The organism is Pseudomonas sp. LPB0260 (assembly GCF_013388395.1).
The window spans coordinates 4016605-4039857 of sequence record NZ_CP058247.1; the positions used below are offsets into that span (position 1 = coordinate 4016605).

Here is a 23253-nt window from a genome sequence, read left to right on the forward strand (position 1 = left end):
AACTGGTCCATCAAATAGACAATGGAGATGTGTTTTGTGGAAACGCTCAACCAGAAATTTCGCCTGACCGAAGCCCATATCGCCGACTACCAGAGAACCGGCTTCGTCCTGCTCAAGCAGCTGTTCTCTGCCGAGATGATCGACTACTTGCGCAAGCGGGTGAACGAGGAACTGGAAACCCCGACCGATCACTATCAGAAGGGCTTCGACAAGCTGCGTTATGACCTGTGCAACGACGACGAGGTGATCTTCGAACTGCTCGGCAATCCGCAGTTCCAGCAGATCATGCGCGATCTCAACCAACGCACCCTGTTCTTCACCCAGGGCGTCGGTTTCGGTCTGAAGCAGGGCGTGAGCAAGGGTTTCAGCTGGCACATCGAGTCGCAGAGCTTCGGCTTCAACCGCTCGGAGGACTACGCCACCACCCTCTGGGCACCGTTGCACCGGATCGACACCAAGGGGCAGGCCGGCGGCATGCGCTACGTGCCGCGCGACGTGATCTCCGGCGAGTTCATGTACGACTTCATCGACCCGGCGGTCTTCCGCTGCCTGGATGAGCGCATCAAGTCCGGCGGCATCGCCTTCGAGGACTATGTCGCGCTTCGCGACGAACCGCTCAACTCCTCCGGTATCGGCCGCCTGCTCGAGTACTTCGCGGTCGAGGACGACTACGAGCTGGGCGACGCGCTGCTCTTCGACAAGTACGTGATCCACCGCAGCGTGCCGCTCGGCGAGGGCGAGCTGCAGACCCGTGACGCATTCTCCCTGCGCTTCATCGCCGACGACTCGCGCTACGACCTGGCGCGCGCCAAGAGCATCGAGATCCCGCGCGATCACTACGGCTACGCCGGGCCGACCAAGTTCCATCTGGAGATCTGCAAGGAGGATGGCAGCCTGATCGTCGACAGCCCCTACTTCGACGCCGATCGCGAGCGGCGCTACATCTTCGCCTGAGTGCCACCCGACCCGGCGGCGCCCACGGCCTGCCGGGTCCACCGACCGCAACCAAGGATGACACCTATGCAGCCGCAGATTGACCACTACGCCAGCAAGCTAGCCTACGAAATCGATGCCTGGGACCTGGCCCAGGCGCAGAAGAACGACGATGACGTCGTCGTGCTCGACGCCCGCACGGCGCCGGCCTATTGCCGTGAACACATCGCCGCGGCGATCAGTTTCCCGCACCAGCAGATGACCGCCGAGCATACCGCCGGCCTGCGCCGCGACGTGCTCTACGTCGTCTACTGCGACGGCATCGGCTGCAACGCATCGACCGCTGGGGCGCTGAAGATGGCCCAGCTCGGTTTCCGGGTGAAGGAACTGATCGGCGGCCTGGAATGGTGGAAGCGCAGCGGCTTCCCCACCCAGGGCGCCCTCGACAGCGCCGCACTGGAAGCCGAGAGCTGCGGCTGCAACTGACCCCGGCGCCCGACAAACGCCCCGCGGAATTCCGCAATCAGGAGAAGACCATGCCTTACGTGAATATCAAAGTGACCGACCTCGGTGTCACCCGGCAACAGAAGGCCGAGTTGATCGCCCGCGTGACCCAGGCCCTGCAGGATGTGCTCGACAAGGACCCGGCCTCCACCTTCGTGGTGATCGACGAGGTCAACACCGACAACTGGGGCAGCGGCGGCGAACAGGTCAGCGAACGGCGCAGGCGACTGGGTCTGTGAGCCCCTTGTGCCGGTCCGTTGAAGGCGGCCCCGAATGGAGCTGATGCTGCCGGATATGGCCCTCGGATGGCTGGCCGTCCTGGTGCTCGGTGCTTTGCTGGCCGGCTACCTGGACGCCATCGCCGGCGGCGGCGGCATCATCCAGGTGCCCATCCTGCTGCTTTCCGGCATGCCGCCGGTGAACGTTCTGGCAACCAACAAGGCGGTAGCCCTGATGGGCACCGCCAGCGCCGCCGTGCGCTATATGCTCGGCGGCCAGGTGGTCTGGCGGATCGTCCGGGTGGCGGCCCTGCCTTGCCTGCTGGCCGCCTGTCTGGGCAGCCACCTGGCCATGCTCACCCCCGACTGGCTGCTGGAGTTGTGCATTCTCGGCTGCCTGATCGTCGCCCTGCTGGCGGCCCTGCTGGTCAGGACCGACACACGCGGCGGCGGGCCGCCACCGTCATCCGCGCGCATCATCTGCAACCTGATGCCCGTCGGGCTCTACGACGGTTTTTCCGGGCCCGGGACCGGGGTCTTTCTGGTGCTGGTCAAGCATGCACGGCTGAAGCTGGAGATGCTCGCCGCCACCGCGACCACCAAGCCGATCAACCTGCTGACCAATGTCGGTGGCGTGGCCGCATTCATCTGGGCTGGCAAGGTTGTCTGGGCAGTGGCCGTGCCAATGATCCTGGCCAATGCGCTCGGCGGCTGGCTGGGCAGTCGGGCGGCGATCCGCCGGGGAGCGGCCTACATCCGCCGCATGCTGCTGGTCATGCTGGTCATGCTGTGCGGCGCGACACTGTGGAAACTGGCCAATGCCTGGTTCTGAGCGGCGGGACTCGATGCCGGCGGACTCACCCGGCCTGCTGCTCCAGATCCTTGAGGCGGTGACCGACCGCGACTATGGCCTCGATCGCCGGCTTCAGCTCCTGCCCGAGCGAAGACAGGCTGTACTCGACGCTGGGCGGAGAGGTTGGAAGGACCCGGCGCAGCACGACTCCCTCGCTCTCGAGCTTCTTCAGGCGAGCGGTGAGCACCTTGGCGGATATCCCCGGGATATCCGCCTTCAGCTCGCTGAAGCGACGCGGCTGCTGGCTCAGGTACCAGATGATATTGGGCGTCCAGGCGCCGCCGATGATGCTCAGGCATTCGCTCAGCGGGCAGTTTCCCGGGGGCTGGATACGCGGTTGCGGCGTCTGGGCAGCATGGTCGACTCCTTGGAAAGCTGGTTACCGGATGGTTACCAGTAAATGTAGCAACTAAAGGAATGCAGGTATACGAAAGTAACCCAGGTTGCCTAGACTCGCTCCATCGCCATCCCCGCGCGCCGGGCCCGTCCGGCACATGGGGCATCAGCAATAGAGGTAGACCGCGGGGCCCAGCCCGGCCCCGCTCTTTCGACGAGCGTCAGCTCGAAACCATGTAAAGGAGAAGCACATGTACAAGCTGTACTATCTGCCGGGTGCCTGTTCGCTGGCCATTCACGCGCTGCTCAACGAGCTCAACCAGCCGGTCGAGGCGATCGACCGCAACAAGGCAACGGACTTCGACAAGCTCGAATCGCGCGGCATGGTCCCGGTGCTGGTCGATAACGGCCAGGTGATCCGCGAAGGCGCGGCGATCATTCTTTACCTGCTGGACAAGCACAAGAACCAGATGCTGCCGGAAAGCGGCCTGGAAAAGGCCCGCTTCATCGAGTGGGTGATGTTCGCCAACGCCACCATGCACCCGGCCTACGGCCGTCTGTTCTTCATCGGCAAGACCCTCGACGACGGCCCGGCCAAGGAGCAGGCGCTGAGCGCAGCGAGCGACGCCATCAATGCCCTGTGGGGTGCGGTGGACAAGCAGCTGCAACAGTCGACCTTCGTCTGCGGCGATCGGATCACAGTGGTCGACATGATGCTGGCGGTCTACGCCAGCTGGGGTCAGTACTTCCCCGTCGACATCCTCATGAGCGACAAGGTGCGGCGCATGATCGAGGCGGTGAAAGCCCATCCGGCCTTCATCAAGGCGATCGAAGACCAGCAGAGCGCCTCGCAGTAAGCGGCTGCGTACACGCCGCGCAGATTGCTCCAGCAGGACCTCTGCGCGGCCCATGACGAAGCAAACTGGCTACAGGATGTAGTGCCATGACCTTGTTCAAAGACCTTTCCCTTTCCGCCATCAACGCCGGCTTCGTGACGGTACTGGTCGGTTTTACCAGCTCCGCCGTGCTGGTGTTTCAGGCGGCGCAGGCATTGGGGGCAAGCCCGGCGCAGATCGGCTCCTGGATGCTCGCCCTGTGCATCGGCATGGGCGTTACCGGCATCGCCCTGTCCCTGCATTATCGCGCGCCCATCGCCATCGCCTGGTCCACGTCCGGGGCCGCCATGCTGATCACCAGCGCCTCCGGGGTCGACCTGGCCGAGGCGACCGGAGCCTTCATTGCCTGCGGCCTGCTGATCACCCTCTGTGGGTTCAGCGGCTGGTTCGAGCGCATCGTCAAGCACATCCCCATGGCGATCGCCGCCGGCATGCTCGCCGGCATTCTGCTGCGCTTCGGCCTGGATGCATTTGCCGCGATGAATAGCCAGTTCGGCCTGGTATTCCCGATGTTCGCCTGCTACCTGCTGGCGCGCCGCCTGCTGCCACGCTACGCGGTGGTCGCCCCGCTGGCGGTCGGCGTAGCCATCGCCGCCAGTCGCGGAATGCTGAATTTCGACGGCGTCGAGCTGGCCCTGGCCACCCCGCAGTTCGTCGCCCCGAGCTTTTCCCTGCAAGCGATGATCGGCGTAGCCCTGCCGCTGTTTGCGGTGACCATGGCCTCGCAGAACCTGCCGGGGCTCACCGTGCTGCGCGCCTCGGGCTACCAGACACCCAGCTCGCCGTTGATCGGCTGGACCGGAGTGGCCACCCTGCTGCTGGCCCCGTTTGGCGGCTATGCCTTGAACCTGGCGACCATCACCGCCGCCATCTGCACCGGCAAGGAAGCCCACGAAGACCCGACCAAGCGCTACAGCGCCGCCGTGGCCGCGGGCTTCTTCTACCTGCTGGTGGGCATCTTCGGCGCCACGGTCGGCGCGCTGTTCCTGGCCTTTCCCAATGAGCTGATCCTGGCAATCGCCGGCCTGGCCCTGCTCGGCACTATCGGCAATGGCCTGGCCAGCGCCCTGCTGGAGGAGCAGCACCGCGAGGCGGCGTTAATCACCTTTCTCGTCACCGCCTCCGGGGTCTCGCTGCTGGGCATCGGTTCGGCGTTCTGGGGCATGCTGGCGGGCGCGCTGGCGATGCTGGTGCTGCAGGCCTCGCCCGATCTGCAGGGCCTGCTGGCGCGCCTACGCAGTCCACGCGGCAACAAGCTCGACAAGAATCTGGAGTAGCGCACGGTGTCTGCATTCAGGCCGGTTGGCGTACTCGACTCGGGAGTCGGCGGCTTGTCGCTGCTACGCGACATCCGCCGCGAGCTACCCCATGAAGACCTGCTCTATGTCGCGGATTCCGCCTATGCCCCCTACGGCGACCGCAGCACCGCCTGGATCGCTAGACGCTCGGCACGAATCATCGAGTTTCTCGTCGAGCAGGGTTGCAAAGCCGTGGTCATCGCCTGCAACACCATTACCGCGGTGGCCGTCGGCGCGCTGCGCGAGGCCTTCGATGTTCCGATCATCGCCATCGAGCCGGCCATCAAGCCAGCGGTCGCCCTGACCCGCAGCGGGGTGATCGCCGTCATGGCCACCAGCCGCACCCTGCAGAGCGATAGCCTGCACCGGCTGCGCCGCCGCCACGAGGCTGGCGTGGAGGTACTCTTCGTCCCCTGCCCGGGCCTTGCCGACCGGGTCGAGGCCATCGACCTGGACTCGGCGGAGCTGCATACGCAGCTGCACGCCCTGCTCTCTCCGGCACTGCGCAAGGGCGCCGACACCCTGGTGCTGGGCTGCACCCACTACCCCTTCTTGATCGACAGCATCGCCCGGGTGGCCGGTGCCGGCGTGCGGATCGTCGACCCCTCGCCAGCAGTCGCCGCCGAAGTCAGGAGACGGTTGCACGAGCAGGGACTGCTCAGGAGTCGAGTCGAACTGGGCATCGATTCGGTCTGGACAAGCGCTGCCACGGACCAGGCCCGCGACACCATAGGCGCGCTATTGGATCAGCGCCTGGAGGTGCGCCAATTGCCGCCACTTGGCCGCGATTAAATGCGGACACATTAAACCGGCCAAATAGCGTGAGCAGCTCTTAGACTCGCCCGTGATACTTATCGAGTTCGGGACATCCCCGCTCGCATTCGGAAATACGGCAGGCAATATCGGCGATAGTTACGCCATTGAGTTCCGCTTCCAGTGCGGCCACGGCGCTATTAATCTTTTCCTGCAGCACCGGCGCTATATATTCTCCCACTGCGCAGCCTGAATCAGGCACCGCGTGATGCAGGGTAAACAGCGGCGTCGTCTCCACGGCCCTGAACACGTCGAGCAGGGTGATGCTGCTGGCCGGCCTGGCCAGCAGCGCTCCTCCGCCCTGCCCCAGCTGCGACCTGGAAAAGCCTGCAGTATTGAGCATCGACATGATCCGGCGGATCACCGAGGCATTGGTATTGGCGCTCTTCGCAATGATCTCCGAAGGCAGCGGTTCGTTTTCATGGATGGCTAGGCCAGTGAGTATATGTACCGCTACTGCGAACCGCGTACTGGCAGGCATGTTCTAGTCCCGAAATACAGTTATATAGAAGAATCATTTATGTGGCAGCCCAACTGATTTTTTATATTTGTTCCCGGCCAATCCGCCGAACAATGGAGCATCCAATCCCACTATATACGTTAGCCATATAGCGGCGACAGGGCGATGTTCAACCCCGACAACGGCCCATCGTTTTGCGCCAGGACTCGCCCCCCCTCTCGCAACGATGCAGGCCGGCATCACCCCGGACGATTTCCGGTCTATTTTCCTGGATGACCGTCCAATACCCTGGACCGAGCCGTCATTCCCCTGCCAAAGATGTCTGGTCATCTGGACAATCCCTGCGAGGGTGTTCGTCCACAGGCCTAGACAGGCGCGGATTAACCTGACGCCAGGGGCTCAGGCACAGAATCTGCTTGGATGGATGCGCTAGACGCCAGAACAACCTCAAACACAATACTGGCGCTGCCCCTTCGCACTCGGCTGAGCTATGTTCGTTATCTGGCCAGTTTCGCCGACTGTCCGACAGGACGGCGCCAGGGCACCTGCTCACCGGCAGGCACAACAACAAGAAGGAAATCCGTATGTCGATCAAGCAACAGCTCTCTCGCCTCACCTGTGGCATCGGCGCCGCCGCGCTGCTGTCGGCCAGCCTGCTCGCCACGCCGGCGGCGGCCACGGAGAAGGTCCGCTGGCAGGTGCCACTGGCATTCCCCTCGCACCTGGTCGGCCTCGTCTCGCCGGTCAAGCACCTGACCGAATCGCTGAAGACGATCTCCGGCGGCGACATGCAACTGCGCTACTACGAGCCCGGCGAGCTGGTCCCGCCGTTCGAGATCATGAATGCCGTGAGCAGCGGCAAGTACCCGGCGGGCTTCACCTGGGTCGGCTATGACCAGGGCACCATTCCCGCCCTGCCGCTCTACTCCGGTGCCCCCTTCAACCTGGAGCCGCCGGCCTACCTGGCCTGGTACTACCAGGGCGATGGCAAGAAGCTGCTCGAGGAGATCTACGCCGAGCACAACATCCACCCCATGCTGTGCAGCATCATCGGTCCCGAGGGCGCCGGCTGGTTCGCCAAGCCGATCACCGACCTGAAGGACTTCGACGGCCTGCGCATCCGCTTCGCCGGCATCGGCGGCAAGGTGCTGGAGAAGCTCGGCGCCTCGGTCACCATGATCCCCGGCGGCGAGATCTACCAGGCGCTGGAACGCAAGACCATCGACGCCACCGAGTTCTCCCAGCCGGCGATCGACAAGATGCTGGGCCTCGACCAGATCATCAAGAACTACATCATGCCGGGCTGGCACCAGACCCTGACCACCTCGCACCTGCTGGTCAACCGGGATGTCTGGAACAAGCTCAAGCCGCAAAGCCGCGCGCTGATCGAGATGGGCTGCGAGTCGGCCACCCTCAAGGGCTTCGCCGAGAGCGAGTGGGCACAGCCTACCGCCCTGGCCGAATACGAGCAGGAAGGGGTGAAGGCCCAGGTGCTGCCCGAGCCGGTGCTGCGTGAGCTGCAACGGGTGACCAATGAGGTGCTGGACGAGATCGCCGGCCAGGACGCCATGTTCAAGCGTGTGCTGACCAGCCAGCGTGAGTTCATGAAGCACCACGCCACCTGGCACCGCATGGGCTACCTGCCGCGGGACTACTACAAGCAGGACTGATCACTCAGCCCGAACCTCGACGGGCCCGGCCATGCCGGCGCCCGTCGATTTCCTTTGCTTGCCGAGCCCGAGGTTTCCGTGACTCAGTCCTCCGCTTCTCCCAACCTGCCTGGCGCCCCCGCCAAGCAGGACGCCCTGCCGAACAACCGCCTGTCCTGGCGCCTGGATCGCCTGGTCGCCGCCATCGGCCGCGCCACCGCCTGGTTGTGGCTACTGGTGCTGCTGGTGGTGCTCAGCAACGTCTTCAGCCGCTTCGTCATGGCGCGCGGCTCGATCGGCCTGGAAGAACTGTCCTGGCACCTGTTCGGCGCTGCGATGATGCTCTCGCTGGGCTACGCCGTGGTGCGCGACGATCACGTGCGCGTCGATGTGCTGCGGGAGAAGCTCTCCCTGCGCACCCAGGCCCGCATCGAGCTGCTGGGCATCGCCCTGCTGGCGCTACCGGTGGTCTACCTGATGATCCACACCCTGGTGCCCTACGCCTACACCGCGTTCATCTACCAGGAGCACTCCCAGGCGCCCAGCGGCCTGCCCTATCGCTTCATCTTCAAAAGCGTGCTGCCCCTGGGCCTGATCCTCGTGGCCATCGCCCTGGTCTCGCGCGCCTCGCGCTGCAGCACCCTGCTGTTCCAATTCCCCCGGGCCATTCAAACGCCTGCCGATGACCGCAACGGCGGCCATCCGAACCCCTGATCACGAGGCTGAAGTAATGGGTCTGGAAGAAATTCTTGTTATCGCCATGTTCGCCAGCTTCATGGGCCTGCTGCTGCTCGGCTTCCCGGTGGCCTGGTCCCTGGCCGGCATCGGCCTGCTGTTCGCCGTCACCGGCCATGTGCTGGTCGAATATTTCGATGCCGATCTCTGGTTCACCTGGAGCGGCACCATCGGCGTGCTGGATGCGCGCATCTACGGCATCGTCGCCAACGAGCTGATGGTGGCGCTGCCGCTGTTCATCTTCATGGGCATCATGCTCGACCGCTCCGGCATCGCCGAGCGCCTGATGCACAGCCTGGTGCGGGTGCTGGGGCCGCTGCGCGGCGGCTACGCCATCACCGTGGTGATCGTCGGCGTGCTGCTGGCCGCCTCGACCGGTATCGTCGGCGCCTCGGTGGTGCTGCTCGGCATGCTGTCGCTGGGGCCGATGCTGCAGGCCAACTACAACAAGTCGCTGGCCGTCGGCACCGCCTGCTCCGTGGGCACCCTGGGCATCCTCGTACCGCCGAGCATCATGCTGGTGCTGATGGCCGACCGCCTCGGCACCCCGGAGGCCTCGGTCGGCAAGCTGTTCATGGGCGCACTGATTCCCGGGATGATGCTCGGCGCGCTGTACATCCTGTATATCGTCGTCGCCGCCTGGCTGAAGAAGGACTTCGCCCCGGCACCGAAGGACCGCCAGCCGCTGGACATGCGCGCCCTGCTCGACGTGTTCTGGGCCGTGGTGCCGCCGCTGGCCCTGATCCTCGCGGTGCTCGGCTCGATCTTCTTCGGCATCGCCACCACCACCGAGGCCTCGGCCGTGGGCGCCGCCGGCGCGCTGCTGATGGCCCTGGTCAGCCGCCGCCTGGATTTGGAAGTACTCAAGGAAGCGCTGTACCAGACCAGCCGCACCACCGCCTTCATCTTCGGCATCTTCATCGGCGCCACGGTGTTCGCCGCGGTGCTGCGCGGCCTGGGCGGCGACGACGTGGTGCGCGCGGCACTGACCGGCCTGCCCTTCGGCCAGACCGGGGTGCTGCTGACGGTGCTGTTCATCACCTTCCTGCTGGGCTTCTTCCTCGACTGGGTGGAGATAACCCTGATCATCCTGCCGCTGGTGGCGCCGGTGCTGTTCGCTATGGGCGTGGACCCGCTGTGGTTCGCCATCATGTTCGCCCTGTGCCTGCAGACCTCGTTCCTCACCCCCCGGTGGGCTTCGCCCTGTTCTACATCAAGGGCGTGTGCCCGCCGGGCATCACCACCCGCGATATCTACCTGGGCGTCATGCCCTACATCGCCCTGCAGCTGCTCGCCCTGGCGCTGGTGTTCTGGTTCCAGCCGCTGGCCACCTGGCTGCCCAACGAGGTGTACGGCGGGCCTTGAGGCCCAGGCCGCTGCGCCTACGGCGCGCCTTGCCTCGGCGGCGCGCCGGCTTCCATAATCGGCCCCACCCTTTTGCGGACACCCTGCTGCCATGGCCATATCCCACGGCGATCTCGATGAACACGGGCTGATTGTCGGCGTCTCCCCGGAGCGCTTTCGCGCGGTGGCCATGCCGCTGCTGTTCGATCACCTCAACGCCCAGTGCGAAGGCACCATCGCGGTCAATCGCCAGGCACGCATCGTCTGGATCAACGACAAGTACGCCGAGAAACTCGGCGTCGGCGACCCGCGCAGCGTACTCGGCAAGGACATCGAGCAGGTGCTGCCAGCCAGCCGGCTGCGCGAGGTGGTGGAGAGCGGCCAGCCGAGCGTGCTCGACCTGATGGCCTTCGGCAGCGAGCACTTCGTGGTCACCCGCATCCCGCTGCGCGACGAGGATGGCACCCTGGTCGGCGCCCTCGGCTTCGTGCTGTTCGACCGCGCCCGCCACCTCAAGCCCTTGATGGCCAAGTACAACAGCCTGCAGAACCAGCTACTCGCCACCCAAAACGAGTTGGCCAAGGCGCGCCGCGCCCGCTACACCATCGCCGGCTTCATCGGCAGCAGCGCCGCCGCCAGCGAGGTCAAGCGCCAGGCCCGCCGCGCCGCGCAGCTGGACGCCACGGTGCTGCTGCGCGGCGAGACCGGCACCGGCAAGGAGCTGCTGGCCCAGGGCATCCACAACCTCTCGCCACGGGCCAACGGCCCCTTCGTCGCGGTCAACGTCGCGGCGATTCCCGAGTCCCTGGTCGAGGCCGAGCTGTTCGGCACTGCCCCCGGCGCCTTCACCGGCGCCGACCGCAAGGCGCGCATCGGCAAGTTCGAGGCGGCCAACGGCGGCACCCTGTTCCTCGACGAGATCGGCGACCTGCCCCTGCCCCTGCAGGCCAAGCTGCTGCGCGTGCTGCAGGAGCAGGAGGTCGAACCGCTCGGCTCCAACCAGGTCAAGCCGCTCAACGTGCGGGTGGTCGCCGCCACCCATATCGACCTGGAAGCCAAGGTCGCCGCCGGCCAGTTTCGCGATGACCTCTACTACCGCCTCAACGTGCTGGCCCTGCATGTGCCGCCGCTGCGCGAGCGCCGCGAGGACATCCCGGCGCTGGTCGAATACCTGCTCGACGACATCGCCAACCGCTCCGGCCAACCGCCCATGGAGCTGAGCCCGCAGGCCCTGGCCCTGCTCAGAGCGCAACCCTGGCGCGGCAACGTGCGGGAATTGCGCAACCTGCTGGAGCGGGCGCAACTGGCAGCCGATACCTCGTTGCTGGAGGCCGCGCAGATTGTCCCGCTGCTGGGTACGCCGACTGCCCCGCCCGCGGCACCGATAGCGGCGCCGGCAACACCCGCCGCCACCAGCCCGGCGGACACTGCCGCCGCCCCGGCAGACTTGCGCGTACCGCCGCTGGCACAGAGCATCGCCAACGCCGAGCGCGAGGCGCTGCTGCGGGCCCTGGAGGCCTGCGCCGGCAATCGCCGGCGCGCCGCCGTCGAACTCGGCATCTCCCGCGCCAGCCTCTACAGCAAACTGCAACAGCACGGCCTGTCCCAGCGCTGAGCCAGCGCGCAACGTCCAGCACCCTGGACAACCTGGCGCCACGCGGGCCACACGCCTGCACATGTCCAACATTTCAGACAGCCTGCACCGCCCGCTGCTACGCGGCCGGCGAGTGCCGCGCCCGGCCCAGCCGCCTGCGACGACACGTGCACGCCTCTGCGCCGTTCTGGCACGGCTTTCGCTCTGCAACCCGCAGGCCTGTTTCGCCGCGTCCCGTGCGCCGCGCAGGGACCAGAACAAAAACAAGAGGAAGGCTGGCCGCCGCCGCTATCGCTGGCGGTCACCGGGCGCTTTAAGCCGCCCCACCTCGCAGACGAGTACCTGCCATGAGCAAGATCATGACTGCCGCCGCCGCCGTGGCGCGTATCCCGGACAACGCCAACCTGGCCACCGGCGGCTTCGTCGGCATCGGCTTCGCCGAGGCCATCGCCATCGCCCTGGAGCAACGTTTCCTCGCCGAGCAGGCGCCCCGCGACCTGACCCTGGTGTATGCCGCTGGGCAAGGCGACGGCAAGGGCCGCGGCCTCAACCACCTGGCCCACGAGGGGCTGGTGCGGCGGGTGATCGGCGGCCACTGGGGCCTGGTGCCGGGCCTGCAGAAGCTGGCGGTGGACAACCGCATCGAGGCCTACAACCTGCCCCAGGGGGTGATCTCCCAGCTGTTCCGCGACATCGCCGCGGGCAAGCCGGGCCAGCTGTCCCGGGTCGGCCTGGGTACCTTCGTCGACCCCGAGTTCGGCGGCGGCAAGCTCAACGCCCGCACCACCACCGAACTGGTGCGGCGCATGCCGATCGACGGCCAGGACTACCTGTTCTACCCGACCTTCCCGATCCAGGTCGGGGTGATCCGCGCCACCAGCGCAGACGCCGACGGTAATCTCAGCTTCGAGCGCGAGGCGCTGACCATCGAGAGCCTGGCCATCGCCATGGCCGCGCACAACTCCGGCGGCCTGGTGATCGCCCAGGTCGAGCGCATCGTCGAGCGCGGCTCCCTGAAGGCACGCGAGGTGAAGGTCCCCGGCATCCTGGTCGACTGCGTGGTGGTCGCCGCCCCCGAGCACCACCAGCAGACCTTCGCCACCGCCTACAATCCGGCCTTCGCCGCCGAGACCCGGGTGCCGGTGGACAGCCTGGCCCCCATGCCACTGGAGGTGCGCAAGCTGATCGCCCGCCGCGCCGCCCTGGAATTGCGCGCCGGCGCCGTGGTCAACCTCGGCATCGGCATGCCCGAGGGGGTCGCCGCGGTGGCCGCCGAGGAAGGGGTGATCGACCTGCTGACCCTCACCGCCGAACCCGGGGTGATCGGCGGGGTGCCGGCCTCGGGCCTGGACTTCGGCGCGGCGAGCAACCACAGCGCGCTGATCGACCAGCCCTACCAGTTCGACTTCTACGACGGCGGCGGCCTCGACCTGGCCTTCCTCGGCCTGGCCCAGGCGGACGCCGCCGGCAACCTCAACGTCTCGCGCTTCGGCTCACGCCTGTCCGGGGCCGGCGGCTTCATCAACATCAGCCAGAACGCCAAGCAGGTGGTGTTCGTCGGCACCTTCAGCGCCGGCCAGCAGGACATCCGCATCGAGGACGGCCTGCTGCGCATCGTCCAGGACGGCGAGCTGCGCAAGTTCGTCGCCGAGGTGGAACACCGCACCTTCGCCGGCCGCCTGGCTGCCGAACGTGGCCAGCCGGTGCTGTACGTCACCGAGCGCTGCGTGTTCGCCCTGACGGTGGAGGGGCTGGAACTGATCGAGATCGCCCCCGGCGTGGACCTGCAGCGCGACATCCTCGCGCGCATGGATTTTCGCCCCATCGTCCGCGAGCCCAGGCTGATGGACGCGCGCCTGTTCCAGCCGACGCCCATTGGCCTGCGGCAGAGCTTGACCCCGTAGACGACAGGCATCGGTTGGCGTGAATGGCGGGCCTGCGGGCCCGCCTTTTTTACCGCCCCGGACAGGCCCTGGCGGCGTTCAGCGCCCGGCCAGCTTGTGCCGCGCCGCATACAGGCAAATCATCTCCATCGCCAGGGTGGCACCCGCCAGGGCGGTCACCTCGGCGTTGTCGTAGGGCGGCGCCACCTCCACCACATCCATGCCGACCAGGTTGATCCCGCGCAGCCCCCGCAGGATTTCCAGGGCCTGGTGGCTGGACAGGCCGCCGCACACCGGGGTGCCGGTGCCCGGGGCGAAGGCCGGGTCCAGACAGTCGATGTCGAAGGTCAGGTACACCGGGTGGTCGCCGACCCTGGCGCAGCTGCCGGAGCGCTACGGCTTTACCGTGCAGTTCCACCTGGCCAGCCACCGCGGCCGCCAACCGAGCGAAGCGCAACAGGCGTTCGAGACCGACCTGCTGGCCGCCTTCGCCTGAGACACAGCGGCACGCCGCGCCCGCCATCCACCACCCGCGACCGATTCAGCCGCCCATTCGGCACATCCATCGCTTTCGCAAATTAAACCGACCGGTCTAAATATACCCCCATGAATACGACAACCCGCTCCACTCGCGACCGACTGATCGTGGCCATGGCCGACACCCTGCAACGCAAGGGGCTGCATGGCGCCGGCCTGAATGAACTCCTGACCCAGGCGCAGGCCCCCAAGGGCAGCCTCTACCACCACTTCCCCGGCGGCAAGACCGAGCTGGCGGTGGCGGCCATCGAGCACATCGGCCGGCGTATCGACGGTTTCTTCGTCCAGCTGTTCCGCGAGCACCCGGACCCCCTGCAGGCCATGCAGCGCTGGCTGGACAACACCTTGCAGCTGCTGGAAGGCAGCCGTTTCGAGCGCGGCTGCCCGCTGGCCACCGTGGCCCTGGAAAGCGGCCCGGAAGACGTCGAGATCCGCGCCGCCCTGGCCGACTGCTTTGCCCGCCTGCGCCAGGCCCTCAGCGCGCAGCTGCAGGGCGTCGGTTACGCCGGCGACAGCGCCGAGGGTTTCGCCGACCTGTTTGTCTCGCTCTACGAAGGCGGTCTGCTGCAGGCCCGGGTGGCCGGCAGCTGCGAGCCGCTACAACGCGCCAGTCAGGCGCTTTTCCAGCTGATCCGGCACTACCCACGGGAGGCCCAGAATGACCAGTGACGCCCCGACCATCGACCGTGAAGAGTTGGCCCTCAAGGCTCGCGACGGCTACCCATTACGCGCGGTGCTGTACCACGCCCCGACACCCCGCGCCCGCCTGCTGATCGGCGGCGCCACCGGCGTACCCCAGGGTTTCTATCGGCGCTTCGCCGAGCACGCCGCACGGCGCGGCTACACCACCCTCAGCGTCGACTACCGCGGCATCGGCCAGTCCAAGCCGACGCAGCTGCGCGGCTTCACCATGGACTACCTCGACTGGGCCAACCACGACCTGGCCGCCGCCCTCGACCAGCTGCACGGCGACGACCTGCCCACCTTCATGGTCGGCCATTCCTACGGCGGCCACGCCTTCGGCCTGCTGCCCGGGCACGAGCGGGTCAGCGGCTTCTACACCTTCGGCACCGGCGCCGGCTGGCACGGCTGGATGCCGCCACTGGAACGGCTGCGGGTGCAGCTGATGTGGAACCTGATCGGCCCGCTGATCGTGCGCAGCAAGGGCTACCTGGCCTGGAGCAAGCTGGGCATGGGAGAAGACCTGCCGCTCGGTGTGTACCGGCAGTGGAAGCGCTGGTGCCACTACCCGCGCTATTTCTTCGACGACCCGGAACAACGCCACCTGGCCGCACGCTTTGCCAGCGTGCGCACGCCGATCGTCGCCGCCAATACCCTCGACGACCTGTGGGCTCCACCCGCGTCACGCGATGCCTTCATGGCCGCCTACAGCGCCGCCCCCTATCAGGCCCGCACCATCGACTCGCACGCCGAGGGCCTCGGTGCCATCGGCCACATGGGCTACTTCCGCAGCCACGCCAGCGCGCTGTGGGACGAAGCCCTCGACTGGTTCGCGCAACTTCAATCCACCCGCCGCGCCGCCTGAACGGCCCAGGAGACCCTCGATGAACCCACAACAGATGACCGGGCTGGAACTCATGCAAGCCCTCGCCGCCGGCGACCTTCCCATGCCCAACATGGCCAAGACCATGCCCATGACCATGGAATCAGCCGAGGCCAACCGTGTGGTCTTCGCAGTCACCGCCGACGAGCGCCACGCCAATCCCATGGGCGGCGTGCACGGCGGTTTCGCCGCCACCGTGCTCGATTCGGTAACCGCCTGCGCCACCCATACCGTTCTGCCGGCCGGCGTGAGCTATGGCACCATCGAGCTGAACGTGAAGATGTGCAAGGCCATCCCCTTCAACCGCACGCTGCGTGCCGAAGGCAAGGTGGTCAACGCCAGCTCGCGCCTGGTGATCTCCGAAGGCAACATCCGCGACGAAGCTGGCACGCTCTACGCCTATGGCACCGCCACCTGCATGATCCTGCGCTAAGCGCCCGGGAGGACTCAGCCCGGGACCGGTCCGGAGCAGCCGGGCGGTCACTGCACTATAGTTTCCAGCTCAGCCCTTTCTGGACACAGGTCCGGGAGTTCGCATGAGCAAGGTTCATCGCGTCGCCGTGCTGGTCGGCAGCCTGCGCAAGGCCTCGATCAATCGCAGGCTGGCCCTGGCGCTGGCCGAACTGGCCCCGGCTACGCTGCAGCTGGAGCTGGTCGAAATCGGCGACCTGCCGCTGTACAACGAAGATATCGACGGCGACCAGCCGCCCCAGACCTATAGCGCCTTCCGCAGCAAACTCAAGGCGGCCGATGCCGTGCTGTTCGTCACCCCGGAATACAACCGTTCGATACCGGCGCCGATGAAGAATGCCATCGACGTCGCCTCGCGCCCGCGCGGTCAGTGCGGCTTCAGCGGCAAACCGGGGGCGGTGCTCAGTGCCTCGCCGGGCAAGGTGGGCGGCTTCGGCGCCAACCAGCATCTGCGTCAGGCCATGGTGTCGCTCGACGTGCGCCTGATGCTGGTGCCGGAAGCCTACCTCGGCGGCGCCGGCAGCTTCTTCGGCGAGGACCACCGGCTCGACGCGGACATCCAGGCGCTCCTGCAGAAGTTCATCGACGCCTTTGCACAGTGGGTGCAGCGGCACAGCGCGACCTGAGCCCGGGCTCCCTGGAACGCCGGCACATGGCCGCGACGCAGTTCGAGGAAAGCTTCTGGCTGGACGCCAACCAGGACAAGCGCCAGCTCGACGAGCTCTGCGCCGCCCTGGAGCTGCGCGCCCGCAGCGGCCGGCCGATGTCGGGCTTCCAGCTCAAGGGCGCGAGCCTCAGCGGCGTCAACTTGGTCAACCACGGCGGCCACCACGGCTACATCCTCAGCAACGCCGACCTGTACCGCGCCGATTTGCAGAACGCCCACCTGTTCGCCCTCGACCTGCGCGGCAGCTCCCTGATGAAGGCCGACCTGCGCCACGCCAACCTGCACTGCGCCGACCTGCGCGACTGCAACCTGCTTGGCGTGCGCCTGGACGGCGCCCGCCTGGACAACGTCATCTGGGACCGGCAACTGCTGCAGGAACGCAAGGGCCGCGAGCTGTACCACCGGGGCAACACCGCGGCCGCCCTGGAGCTCTTCCAGGAAGCCGAGGAGACCTACCGCAACCTGCGCCTGCACCTGGAGCGCGCCGGGCTGTTCGAGCAGGCGGGGCTGTTCTTTCACCGCGAGATGGTCGTTCGCCGCCTGCAACTGCCGCGCTACTCCGGGCAGCGCCTGCTGTCCTGGCTGGTCGACCTGTTCAGCGGCTACGGCGAGAAGCCGCTCAACGTGGTGCTGTTTTCCCTCGGGCTGATCGGCCTCTGCGGCCTGCTGTACTTCCTGGTCGGGGTCGAGCAGGGCGGCCAGCGTCTCGGCCTGGATCTCGACCATGGCCTGCTGGCCAACCTCATGGACCTGCTCGGCTGCCTGTACTTCAGCGTGGTCACCTTCACCACCCTGGGCTACGGCGACATCAGCCCCCACGGCCTGGCGCGCCCGCTCGCCGCCTTCGAGGCCTTCGTCGGCAGCTTCACCATGGCGCTGTTCGTGGTGGTGTTCGTGAAGAAGATGACCCGCTAGCACGTGAAGCGCCGAGGTCTGCCGCGGATCGGCCACTTGAGACTGGCTTTTGCGAACGCAGAAAAAAGAAAACCCCGCTTGAGCGGGGCCTTTGCAGACTGAGTCCTGACATCCGTGATCTGCACACCGTCCTGGTGGCAATCCTGCGTGTCCCTGTAGGTAGGTTTGCGCTTCCTGCGCGACGTCCATGGCTTGCAGATTACTCCCGCTCAGAAAGGGGCAGTAGTGGCAATCTGCAGCACGCGCTGTAAGCCAAAACCTACATTCGCCGCCGGGTCACCGCGTTCCTGGGTACACACCCTGCACGAGCGAAAACAGCGGAGTACCCCGGCGTACCTGCTCACTTCGGACGATCACCCAATGAGGTGTAGCCGGGCCATTGGCGTAGCAGGGTGTCGACGAACTTCTCCGCTGCAGGCGAGAGCGACGAACCGTGCCGCCGAACCAGGCCCAGCGTGCGGCTGATGACCGGATCCACCAGCGGCAGCTGGACGAGGATCGGGTGGTCCTCGGCGGGCATGGCCAGGCTGGGCAGGGCCGCAACGCCCAGGCCGGCCTCGACCATGCCCAGCGAGGTCGACAGGTGCTGCACCTCGTAGAACCAGCTGGGGCGCCAGTCCAGGTTGGCCAGACCGTGGTCCAGCAACACCCGGTTGCCGCTCAGGCGGCCGACGCCGATCAGCCGGTAGTCACTGAGCTCGCGCCAGGCCACCTGGGGCTGGTTGGCCAGCGGGTGGTCGCGGCGGCAGGCCAGCACGAAGGGTTCGTTCACCAGCGGGGTGAAGTCGATCTCGGCGCTCTGGCCACTGAGCATGTTGATGCCGAAATCCGCCTCGCCGCGCAGCACCGCCTCCAGCCCCTCGTGGGCACTGAGGTCGAGGATGCGGATGCGGATCTTCGGATACTGGCGGTTGAACTCGCGGATCACCGTCGGCAGGAAGTAGAAGGCCGCGGTGGGAATGCAGGCGAGCGTCACCTGCCCAGACTGCCGCTCCGCCAGCTCCTGAATACCCAGGATAGAACGCTCGAAGTCATCCAGCAGGCGCTGCGCCTTGGGCAGAAAGTCGCGCCCCACGGCGGTCAGGCTGACGCGCCGCGTGGTCCGGTCGAGCAACTGGGTGCCCAGCCCCTCTTCCAGCTTCTGCATGCGCCGGGTCAGCGCCGGCTGCGACAGGTGAATGGCATTGGCCGCTTCGTGAAAGCTGCCCAGCTCGGCGATTTTCACGAAGGCGCGCAGGTCCTGCAGCTCGTAATTCATGCACCACCTTTATTAATTAGTGCCTTTTATTGCCAAAGAATCATCAAGCGACCGGAGCCAAACCTTGAGTTTGCTGGGGTCACAGCGATTCGCGAGAAACCCATTCAACATTAATGTTCAAAACGCAATAAACGCAACGATATATGCAATATACAAATCAAAATCCGCCGATCAATATTCGCTTCACGCAACAAACGATAGCTTTATTGCAGCGGAGACATCATGCAAGCCATTCCTTGCGTTCTTATGCGCGGCGGCACCTCCCGGGGCCCCGTATTCCTCGCCAACCACCTGCCGAGCGATACCGCGCAACGCGATGAGCTGTTGCTGAAGATCATGGGCTCGGGGCATGAGCTGGAGATCGACGGCATCGGCGGCGGTAGCGCACAGACCAGCAAGGTCGCGATCGTCAGCACCTCCAGCCACCCTGGCGCGGATGTCGACTACCTGTTCGTGCAGGTGATGGTCAACGAGCGGCGCGTCGATACGGCGCCGAACTGCGGCAACATGCTCTGCGCCATCGGCCCGTTCGCCATCGAGCACGGCCTGGTCAATGCCGCGGCGCCGGTCACCCGGGTGCGCATCCGCAACGTCAACACCAACACCCTGATCGACTCGGAGGTCATGACCCCCAATGGCCGGGTGCGCTATGAGGGCGACACCTGCATCGATGGCGTGCCCGGCAGCGCGGCGCCGATCAAGCTGACCTTTCTCGATGCCGCCGGGGCCAAGACCGGCCGCCTACTGCCCACCGGACAGGTGCGCGACTGCTTCGACGGGGTCGAGGTGACCTGCATCGACATGGCCATGCCGATGGTGATGATGCACGCCGATGCGCTGGGCAAGAGCGGTTACGAAAGCCCTGCCGAACTGGATGCCGACCGCGAGCTGCTGGCGCGCCTGGAGAGCATCCGCCTGCAGGCCGGCCGCGCCATGGGCCTGGGCGACGTGTCGCAGATGGTCATCCCCAAGCCGGTGCTGCTGTCCCCGGCGCGCAGGGGTGGGGCGCTCAATACCCGCTACTTCATGCCGCACAACTGCCACCGCGCCTTGGCCGCCACCGGCGCCATCGGCCTGGCCAGCGCCTGCGCGCTGCCGGGCAGCATCGCCCATGACCTGGCAGCGGTCAGCGGCGCCGGCCTGGTCAGGCTGGAGCACGCCGGCGGGCAGATCGAGGTCTCCCTGGAGCCGGCCGCTGGCGACTCGCCCGAGGCCATGCGCGCCTCGCTGATCCGCACCGCCCGCCGCCTGTTCACCGGCGACGTCTACGTACCCAACGCGCGCCGCTAGCGCGAGCCAAGGGCGAGCGCTGCCTGACGCCCGTCCAGCTACTACCGAACCGACCCTCGCTGCGGCGAGCGTCACTACCCGCAACGGAGAGAAACGATGCGTTTCAATAAGAATAAGATCACCCTGGGACTGACCCTGACGCTTACCGCCAGCCTGACCCTGCCGCTCAGCGCCATGGCCCTGGACACCACCGGCCACTCCCTGGAACTGAAGGCGCGCGGCGTGCACTTCGACCGCGACTTCGAGACCGACAGCAACGACCGCACCCAATCGGCCCTGGGCCTGCAGCTCAATTACGAATCGCCCTACTTCGCCGACATGATCGGCGTCGGTGTCTCCGGTTACAGCGTCAACAAGCTGAATAACAGCGGCAGGAACACCTCCGACGTGCTTTCGGTCGACAACAACGGCGAGCTGCATGACTCCTTCGGCCAGATCGCCCAGGCCTTCGTCAAGCTCAAGTACCAGGACCTGGCCAGCGCCAAGCTCGGCCGCCAGCTGCACAAGACCCTGCTGCTTTCCAGTTCGGGTAGCCGCGCCGTGCCGAACACCTTCTCCGGCGGCAGTTTCCAGCTCATGCCGCTCAAGGGCCTGAACCTGTACGGGGCGCGCTACAACGAGTGGTCGTCGCGCTCGGACAGCTCCTTCGCGGCGTTCAAGACCGACAACTCCGCCGATGGCGCCATCGACTACATCGACAACCTGGGCGTCAGCTACGTCGCCGGGCCCTTCAGCCTCAACCTGGAACACCTGCGGGCGCAGGACTTCCTGAAGAAGACCGGCCTGGTCGCCGCGTACGACTTCAAGCTGGCCGAGCAGTCCAGCCTCAAGCTCACCGGCGGCATCCACACCTCCAGCGATGACGGCAAGCTCTTCGTCACCGGCGCCGAAAGCGCCGAACTGGACGACGAGGACGTGCTGGGCGCGAAGAACGGCGTGACCGCCAGCGACAACGACGGCCAGGGCATCTACCTGGCCGCCAACTGGAAAATCGGCAACCTCGAACTCGGCGCGGCGGCCGCCAAGTTCGACGGAGCCTGGATCGAAGACAACTTCGCCGGCGACCACGGCACCAATCCCTTCCCGACCGGCGGGGTACTGGCCGACTTCACCAACAACGACGAGAAGGTCTGGATGCTCTCGGCCGGCTACGACTGGAAAGACCATGTCAGTGGTCTGAAGACGGTCGTCAGCTACAAGAACGGTAGCGACGCCAAGAGCAGCGCCAACGCCGCCCTCGGCGAAGCGGACGAGAACGAATGGGCGTTCGACCTGACCTACCAGGTTCCGGCCATCAAGGGCCTGGCCGTTCGCTACACCTATCTCGACTACCACTCGGACAAGACCGGTCGCCTGGATGGCGTGAAGGAAGACGATACCGACCACCGCTTCTACGTCGACTACAGCTATCGCTTCTTCTGATCGAGATCACCCGGCTCCCGGCTGGGAGCTGACGAAAGACCCTTGACTCCCAGCCAAATCGTGTCGTGCTGATAGCACGGCGTTCAACTCCTGCAAACAAATCCAAGAACAGGAACACCAAGATGAAAACTGCAAGCCTCAGCAAACTACTGCCCCTCGCCTGCGCCATGCTGCTGGGCAGCTTCCAGGCCCAGGCCAACGAGCCTTCGCGTCCCGAGTGCATTGCCCCGAGCAAGCCCGGCGGCGGCTTCGACATGACCTGTAAGCTGGCCCAGGCCGGCCTCAAGGACCACAAGCTGCTCGACTCCCCCATGCGCGTCACCTACATGCCCGGCGGTATCGGCGCGGTGGCCTACAACTCCATCGCCGCCAACCGCCGCGACGAGGCCGGCACCCTGATCGCCTTCTCCGGCGCCTCGCTGCTCAACCTGGCCCTGGGCAAATACGGCCGCTACGACGAGAACGCGGTGCAGTGGCTGACCACCATCGGCACCGACTACGGCACCCTGGCGGTGCGCGAGGACTCGCCGTTCAAGACCCTCGACGATGTGGTCCAGGCGCTGAAGAAGGATCCCAAGAGCATCACCGTCGGTGGTGGCGGCAGCATCGGCGGCCAGGGCTGGGCGAAGATCGCCCTGCTGGCCAAGGCCGCCGGCGTCGATCCCCGCGAGCTGCGCTACGCCGCCTTCGAAGGCGGTGCCGAGCACTACATGGCGCTGATGGGCAAGCACGTCGACCTGGTGACCGGCAGCGCCAGCGAGATCCGCGCGCAGAAGGCCAACAAGATTCGCCCACTGGTGGTCTACAGCGAAGAGCGCCTGCCGGGCGAACTGAACAACGTGCCCACCGCCAAGGAACAGGGCTACGACATCCAGTGGCCGCTGATCCGCGGCTACTACATGGGCCCGGACGTGAAGCAGGAACACATCGACTGGTGGAAGGCGGCCTTCGCCAAACTGCAGGACTCCCCGGAGTTCCAGCAGTACCTGCAGGATCGCGATGTGATTCCGCTGGCCGTCACCGGCCCGGCCCTGAACGAACTGGTCAAGCTGCAGGTGGAGAACTACCGCAAGCTGGGCGAAGAGTTCGGCCTGGTCGGCGAGTAACGCCCTGGAGGCCGAGCCACCCCGGCGGGTGGCTCGGCCAGGAGAATTGATATGCACGATCGAATCTTTGCAGGCTGCAACCTGCTGATCTGCGCCGCCCTGGCAGCTCTGGCCTGGGGCTACCAGGCCCCCTTCGCCTACGAGCCGGTGGGGCCCAGAGCCTACCCCCTGCTGCTGCTGGCGCTGCTGATGCTTGGCGCGCTGTGCCAGCTGCTCAAGCCCGCCCGGCAGAACCGGGAAAACGCGGAACCGCCACTGGATCGGCATGTCATCGGCAAGATCGCCCTGTGCATCGGCGTGATGCTGGTCTACGCGGGGCTGTTCGAGCTGTTCGGTTTCATCCTCAGCAGCGCGCTGTTCGCCGCCGTCATGGCCTACCTGTACGGCGCCACCCGGCTGCAGAGCGGACTCGGTGGCGTGCTGATCGCCGTCGGCCTCTACCTGCTGTTCGACTATGGCCTCGATGTGCCTCTGCCCCTCGGCATGCTCACGAAACTTGGGAGCTGA

24 protein-coding genes and 2 pseudogenes are annotated in these 23253 nt (G+C 66.2%); 22 read left to right on the forward strand and 4 right to left on the reverse strand.

The window, feature by feature from the left end; all coding sequences use genetic code 11:
* Positions 1–36 precede the first annotated feature (36 nt).
* The 4 genes from LPB260_RS17960 to LPB260_RS17975 all read left to right on the forward strand — a co-directional run bounded on the left by LPB260_RS17960 (position 37) and on the right by LPB260_RS17975 (position 2487).
* Positions 37–954, forward strand: a complete 918-nt coding sequence (locus tag LPB260_RS17960; RefSeq protein WP_208707162.1) for a hypothetical protein — start codon at positions 37–39, stop codon at positions 952–954.
* A gap of 66 nt (positions 955–1020) precedes the next feature.
* Complete coding sequence (locus LPB260_RS17965) at positions 1021–1419, forward strand: rhodanese-like domain-containing protein (RefSeq protein ID WP_208707163.1); 399 nt, start codon at positions 1021–1023, stop codon at positions 1417–1419.
* Positions 1420–1469: 50 nt separating this feature from the next.
* A complete protein-coding gene (locus LPB260_RS29450) occupies positions 1470–1676 on the forward strand; it encodes a 4-oxalocrotonate tautomerase family protein (protein WP_371926106.1) in 207 nt (68 codons plus the stop codon).
* A 34-nt stretch (positions 1677–1710) separates the two neighbouring features.
* Positions 1711–2487 (forward strand): TSUP family transporter, encoded by a 777-nt coding sequence (locus LPB260_RS17975; protein ID WP_208707165.1) that lies wholly within the window; start codon positions 1711–1713, stop codon positions 2485–2487.
* A gap of 25 nt (positions 2488–2512) precedes the next feature.
* Here LPB260_RS17975 and LPB260_RS17980 read toward each other — a convergent pair whose 3' ends face one another.
* Positions 2513–2839, reverse strand: coding sequence for a helix-turn-helix domain-containing protein (locus tag LPB260_RS17980; RefSeq protein ID WP_208710021.1), 327 nt, complete (start codon positions 2837–2839; stop codon positions 2513–2515).
* A 256-nt stretch (positions 2840–3095) separates the two neighbouring features.
* Between LPB260_RS17980 and LPB260_RS17985 the strand changes: the two genes are divergently transcribed.
* The 3 genes from LPB260_RS17985 to murI all read left to right on the forward strand — a co-directional run bounded on the left by LPB260_RS17985 (position 3096) and on the right by murI (position 5830).
* Positions 3096–3701 (forward strand): glutathione S-transferase family protein, encoded by a 606-nt coding sequence (locus LPB260_RS17985; RefSeq protein WP_208707166.1) that lies wholly within the window; start codon positions 3096–3098, stop codon positions 3699–3701.
* An 86-nt stretch (positions 3702–3787) separates the two neighbouring features.
* Positions 3788–5017 (forward strand): benzoate/H(+) symporter BenE family transporter, encoded by a 1230-nt coding sequence (locus LPB260_RS17990; RefSeq protein ID WP_208707167.1) that lies wholly within the window; start codon positions 3788–3790, stop codon positions 5015–5017.
* 6 nt (positions 5018–5023) lie between these two features.
* Positions 5024–5830, forward strand: coding sequence for a glutamate racemase (murI, locus tag LPB260_RS17995; protein WP_208707168.1), 807 nt, complete (start codon positions 5024–5026; stop codon positions 5828–5830).
* Positions 5831–5870: 40 nt separating this feature from the next.
* On the opposite strand, the gene LPB260_RS18000 is transcribed toward murI, so the two are convergent.
* Complete coding sequence (locus LPB260_RS18000) at positions 5871–6332, reverse strand: Rrf2 family transcriptional regulator (protein WP_208707169.1); 462 nt, start codon at positions 6330–6332, stop codon at positions 5871–5873.
* A gap of 563 nt (positions 6333–6895) precedes the next feature.
* Between LPB260_RS18000 and LPB260_RS18005 the strand changes: the two genes are divergently transcribed.
* The 5 genes and pseudogenes from LPB260_RS18005 (at position 6896) to LPB260_RS18025 (ending at position 13537) form a co-directional block, all read left to right on the forward strand.
* On the forward strand, positions 6896–7981 hold the full coding sequence (locus tag LPB260_RS18005) for a TRAP transporter substrate-binding protein (RefSeq protein WP_208707170.1): 1086 nt from the start codon (positions 6896–6898) through the stop codon (positions 7979–7981).
* A 78-nt stretch (positions 7982–8059) separates the two neighbouring features.
* A complete protein-coding gene (locus LPB260_RS18010) occupies positions 8060–8674 on the forward strand; it encodes a TRAP transporter small permease subunit (RefSeq protein ID WP_256625451.1) in 615 nt (204 codons plus the stop codon).
* Positions 8675–8690: 16 nt separating this feature from the next.
* Positions 8691–10060: pseudogene (locus tag LPB260_RS18015) on the forward strand (TRAP transporter large permease subunit).
* Between the two features lie 91 nt (positions 10061–10151).
* Positions 10152–11654 carry a sigma-54-dependent Fis family transcriptional regulator gene (locus LPB260_RS18020; RefSeq protein ID WP_208707171.1) on the forward strand — a complete coding sequence of 501 codons (1503 nt, stop codon included), beginning with the start codon at positions 10152–10154 and terminating at the stop codon, positions 11652–11654.
* A gap of 326 nt (positions 11655–11980) precedes the next feature.
* On the forward strand, positions 11981–13537 hold the full coding sequence (locus LPB260_RS18025; RefSeq protein ID WP_208707172.1) for an acyl CoA:acetate/3-ketoacid CoA transferase: 1557 nt from the start codon (positions 11981–11983) through the stop codon (positions 13535–13537).
* A 78-nt stretch (positions 13538–13615) separates the two neighbouring features.
* Here LPB260_RS18025 and LPB260_RS18030 read toward each other — a convergent pair.
* Positions 13616–13894, reverse strand: a pseudogene (locus LPB260_RS18030) (arginase family protein); the annotation flags it as partial.
* Here LPB260_RS18030 and LPB260_RS29455 point away from each other — a divergent pair.
* From LPB260_RS29455 to LPB260_RS18060, 6 genes are all read left to right on the forward strand, one after another.
* The gene (locus tag LPB260_RS29455) at positions 13854–14012 is read left to right on the forward strand and encodes a hypothetical protein (protein WP_208707173.1); all 159 of its coding nucleotides are present in this window, start codon (positions 13854–13856) and stop codon (positions 14010–14012) included. The pseudogene LPB260_RS18030 and the gene LPB260_RS29455 overlap by 41 nt on opposite strands.
* A 110-nt stretch (positions 14013–14122) precedes the next feature.
* On the forward strand, positions 14123–14722 hold the full coding sequence (locus tag LPB260_RS18040; protein WP_218281499.1) for a TetR/AcrR family transcriptional regulator: 600 nt from the start codon (positions 14123–14125) through the stop codon (positions 14720–14722).
* Positions 14712–15599, forward strand: coding sequence for an alpha/beta fold hydrolase (locus LPB260_RS18045; protein ID WP_208707174.1), 888 nt, complete (start codon positions 14712–14714; stop codon positions 15597–15599). The genes LPB260_RS18040 and LPB260_RS18045 overlap by 11 nt, the downstream gene beginning before the upstream one ends.
* Before the next feature lie 19 nt (positions 15600–15618).
* Positions 15619–16050, forward strand: a complete 432-nt coding sequence (locus LPB260_RS18050; RefSeq protein WP_208707175.1) for a PaaI family thioesterase — start codon at positions 15619–15621, stop codon at positions 16048–16050.
* A 103-nt stretch (positions 16051–16153) separates the two neighbouring features.
* On the forward strand, positions 16154–16714 hold the full coding sequence (locus LPB260_RS18055) for an NADPH-dependent FMN reductase (RefSeq protein WP_208707176.1): 561 nt from the start codon (positions 16154–16156) through the stop codon (positions 16712–16714).
* Between the two features lie 26 nt (positions 16715–16740).
* Complete coding sequence (locus LPB260_RS18060; protein ID WP_208707177.1) at positions 16741–17670, forward strand: ion channel; 930 nt, start codon at positions 16741–16743, stop codon at positions 17668–17670.
* Positions 17671–18010: 340 nt separating this feature from the next.
* Here the strand turns inward: LPB260_RS18060 and LPB260_RS18065 are convergent, their stop codons facing one another.
* Positions 18011–18928, reverse strand: a complete 918-nt coding sequence (locus tag LPB260_RS18065) for a LysR family transcriptional regulator (RefSeq protein ID WP_208707178.1) — start codon at positions 18926–18928, stop codon at positions 18011–18013.
* A 222-nt stretch (positions 18929–19150) separates the two neighbouring features.
* Between LPB260_RS18065 and LPB260_RS18070 the strand changes: the two genes are divergently transcribed.
* From LPB260_RS18070 to LPB260_RS18085, 4 genes are all read left to right on the forward strand, one after another.
* Positions 19151–20218: a 4-oxalomesaconate tautomerase gene (locus tag LPB260_RS18070; protein ID WP_208707179.1), complete on the forward strand. Its 1068-nt coding sequence runs from the start codon at positions 19151–19153 to the stop codon at positions 20216–20218.
* A gap of 96 nt (positions 20219–20314) precedes the next feature.
* Positions 20315–21640: an OprD family outer membrane porin gene (locus LPB260_RS18075; RefSeq protein ID WP_208707180.1), complete on the forward strand. Its 1326-nt coding sequence runs from the start codon at positions 20315–20317 to the stop codon at positions 21638–21640.
* 122 nt (positions 21641–21762) lie between these two features.
* Positions 21763–22746 (forward strand): tripartite tricarboxylate transporter substrate binding protein, encoded by a 984-nt coding sequence (locus LPB260_RS18080; protein ID WP_208707181.1) that lies wholly within the window; start codon positions 21763–21765, stop codon positions 22744–22746.
* 51 nt (positions 22747–22797) lie between these two features.
* Entirely contained in the window at positions 22798–23253 is a 456-nt protein-coding gene (locus tag LPB260_RS18085) for a tripartite tricarboxylate transporter TctB family protein (protein ID WP_208707182.1), read from the forward strand.